Origin of the sequence: Aquiflexum sp., from assembly GCF_041749095.1 — a bacterium.
Taxonomy (GTDB): domain Bacteria; phylum Bacteroidota; class Bacteroidia; order Cytophagales; family Cyclobacteriaceae; genus Aquiflexum.
Window position 1 is genome coordinate 1 of the sequence record NZ_JBGTCA010000510.1, and the last position, 3,632, is coordinate 3,632.

3 protein-coding genes are annotated in these 3,632 nt (G+C 42.5%); all 3 read right to left on the minus strand.

Annotation, left to right across the window (positions count from 1 at the left end; translation table 11 throughout):
* Nucleotides 1-876, minus strand: an 876-nt coding sequence (locus tag ACEW8O_RS23195; protein WP_373497011.1) for an erythromycin esterase family protein, incomplete at its 3' end; no start/stop codon positions are given.
* A 6-nt stretch (nucleotides 877-882) separates the two neighbouring features.
* Entirely contained in the window at nucleotides 883-1,266 is a 384-nt protein-coding gene (locus ACEW8O_RS23200; RefSeq protein ID WP_373497012.1) for a hypothetical protein, read from the minus strand.
* 537 nt (nucleotides 1,267-1,803) lie between these two features.
* Nucleotides 1,804-3,632, minus strand: a 1,829-nt coding sequence (locus ACEW8O_RS23205) for an ATP-binding protein (RefSeq protein WP_373497013.1), incomplete at its 5' end; no start/stop codon positions are given.

Below are 3,632 nucleotides of genomic sequence, written 5' to 3' on the forward strand. Positions count from 1 at the left end.
ATACAAATCTTTTATTTTTCTTGTCTCAAAGTTTTCATGAGCGCTTCTATATTTCCAAGAACCAGCATTCATGCGGATAGGTGTGGTCAGCCAATTTTCAACAACGGGATTAGAAGGAGAGATACGTAAATCAATAAACACCTTCTCCTTGCCTGCCTGTGTAAAATACCACCCTAGAGATTTCTGAACCGGTAGTAGGGTATCGGCTTTAAGTTCGCCCCAATAGCCATCAGGCTCCAGTTCCCTTGCCTGGAATGTACCTTCATAACACTCAAAGGCAATCCCATAGTACCTCTCACCAAGCTTTTGGTGCAAATTATAACCAAGTGTTTTATCTTCCGGACTATGTGCAATATGAACATTGTGTTCCCAAATCATAATCTTGGTGCCCGGTCTTTCTTCCATGATATAAAATACGTTTTGTGCTGAATACTCATCCCGCCCCATCCTTTTTGAAGAAAAAGCAGGAGGTATATCTGTCACGTTAACATATAGCCCCTGTTCCATCACTTCGAGGTATTTATAGGTCTGCTTCCATTCATTCAGGGATGAAGAAGTGACCAACTTGTTTTTGTTCGTGGTAAAATAGCTTAATAACGCCTGCAAGGGAATAAAAGCTGATTGTAAAACGCCTTGATCTAGCCGCGCAGGCCACTTTTCGTCTTCACTGGCCAACACCCGAAAGAGCGAATCCGTGAAAGCTGCTTTTTCCGGAGCGTATTTATTAATATAATCCAGCACCTTTTCCCTTCCTGTTCCCTGAGTACTTATTACTTCTATCCCATAAAACCGTATTTTCTTTTCATCCGGCACTTTTTGATTATAAGCCCTCATCCAATCCAGCATGGCTGAAAATTCTTCTGTATCCCAGGCCATTATCCCCTATCCTGTGAGTACCTTAGCCCGGTCTCCTTTGCCAGTGAGAATGTAGTCGTTAATAGGTTGGCAGTCTGAGTAACTGGCTTCAAGGGCAAAGGCTGTATAGTCCATCTGTGTTACCAGAAACTCCATCAGGCGGTGCTTGATCTGGAAAAACTCCTTCGTACCGTGTGTGGCTTCTCCAAGGCCAACTATCTGTACATCCTGAAGTATTTTTTTCAGGGGTAGTAAGTCTGAAAAATCATTTCCCGCTTCTATGTATTTAACAGGAATGGAATGTTGCTTGAGCCAGACTGTAACTACTTCGGTGGTATCCTGGGCAATGCCAATATTTGCTAAGAACAAGACACCTAGCAAACAGAAAATGATTTTTGCAGATCGTTTCATAACATTGATTTGGGGTGGATGTATAAAGGTTATCAATTTTGAATATAAAATTATTAAAAAGTCGGAGTCAGGTTTTAGCACAATTGTTCCCAATAGTCAAAAAATTGTATCATCATTGTTCAAATAGGAATAAATCTGTCATCCCTAGTATTCAACATTACTAAAAATGTTCAGAAAGGGTAATGACATCAGGTTTCTCGTCATCCCGAGTCCCCAACATTTTTAAAATGTTCAGAAAAGGAATGACATCAAGTTAACCTTTAGGCAGCCGTCATTCTGAGGTACGAAGAATCTCCTAAGCCTCAGGTGAGAGACTCTTCCTTCGTCAGAGTGACGGCCCCAACATTTACGTCATTGGTAGGCACGAAGGATCTCCAGAGGTTCTATTTATGTTTAAATTTAGCATTTTCGGATCCTCATGAGATGCTTCCTACGTCATGACGGCTGCTCCGAATTATGTCATTGGTAGGTCATTACCTATATTCCAAAAAAAAAAGCATGCAAAATAGAAGTGCCTATTTGACCTAAAATTGATCATCAGGTTTGTTCAACTTTATTCTTACGAATAGCTGCAACATATTCAGAAGGGGTTTGTCCATAAAAATTTTTGAAACATTTTGCAAAGTAGGTAAGGCTATTGAATCCTACTGCATAAGCCACCTCACTGATATTTCCTGCTTGCTGCTCCATCAAGTTGGCAGCTTTTTTGAGCCGGAAGGTGCGGATCAGATCACCGGGAGATTGATCGGTAAGTGATTTCAACTTACGGTGAAGGTGTACCCGGCTAAGACCAAGTTCACGACCGAATAAGTAAAGGTCAAACGAAGGGTCGGCTACATGGGCTTCCAATATCCCCATTACTTTTTGTAAAAATTGCTCATCGACAGAATTGACATCAGTTTCCATAGGATCCAAAGATATAGAGCGGCTGAATCGCTCCCTCAACCGTTTGCGGTAGGCCACTTGATTAAGTACCCGCAATTCCAATTCCTTAATGCTAAAAGGCTTGGTCAGATACTCATCCGCTCCGATTTCCAAACCTGCCATTTTGCTGTCAATGTCTGCTTTTGCTGTCAATAGAATTACCGCTATATGACTGGTGCGGACATCCGTCTTCAGCCGTTGGCAGAGATTGATCCCATCTAAGCCAGGCATCATTACATCACTGATGATCAAGTCAGGTCCCAATTCCAATGCCTTTTTCCACCCAATATTCCCATCCCTTGCCTCATAAATAGCAAACTCAGCCGGTAGGCTATTTTTAATAAAATGACGGAGATCGGCATTGTCCTCTATTACCAATACAATAGTTTGGTCTTTTTTAGGTTTTTGCTCTTGATCACTTTCAATGGATAATTCAGATAAAAATTGGGATTTCTGACATGATTGTTCCTCTTTATTGAAAAATATTTCCTCCTGAGGTTTTGACTCCGGAACCTCGATAACCTGAAAGGGAAGAACTATCAGGAATTGACTTCCTTCACCGGATATACTTTCCACGCTGATAGTGCCTCCCTGCAGTTCTACCAATTCTTTGGTAAGCGCTAACCCGATACCTGTCCCTTCAAATGTTCTGGTCGCAGAAAGGTCAGCTTGAAAAAAGCGTTCAAACACACGGGAAATTAGTTCTTTAGGAATGCCAATACCGGTATCCCGGACGGAAATACTCAACCATGCTGTTGCAGAATCATGCCGCTCTTCTTTTATTTCAAGTGTTACCTCACCACCTGTTGGCGTGAATTTGCAGGCATTGGAGAGCAGATTTGAAAGGATTTTCTCCAGTTTATCCTCATCGAACATTACCCACAGCGACTCCATTGGTAGAATAAACCTATATTGTAATCCCTTGTTTTCAAATAAGGAAGAGAATGAGCTAGCCATCAAGGTTAAATACCCCACGATTTCTCCAGGTTTAAGTTGAAGGTGCAATTTGCCCGCTTCCAAACGTGAAAGATCCAAGAGCTGATTGACCAACTGAAGCAACCGATCGGCACTTCGGTGAATAAGCTTATAGCTCAAAATCCTATCTGCAAGAGGCTTTTCCTGCCGTAAAAAATCCTCCACAGTACCCTGTATCAGGGATAATGGCGTACGGAATTCGTGGGATATATTGGAGAAAAAGCGGGATTTGAGGGTGTCCATCTCCCGTAGCCTTTCTGCCTCCACCTGCTGGATACGCATGCTTCCCTTAAGCCTCTCCCGTCGGACAATCTCCCGTTGTGCAAGCAATAAGCCCATCAGAAATAAGAAACTATAACCTACATAAGCCCACCAGGACCCCCACCATGGGGGAAGGATGCTGATGGTGACTGATGCTCCTTCTTCATTCCATAACCCGTCATTATTGGAAGCCTTCACCCGGAAAG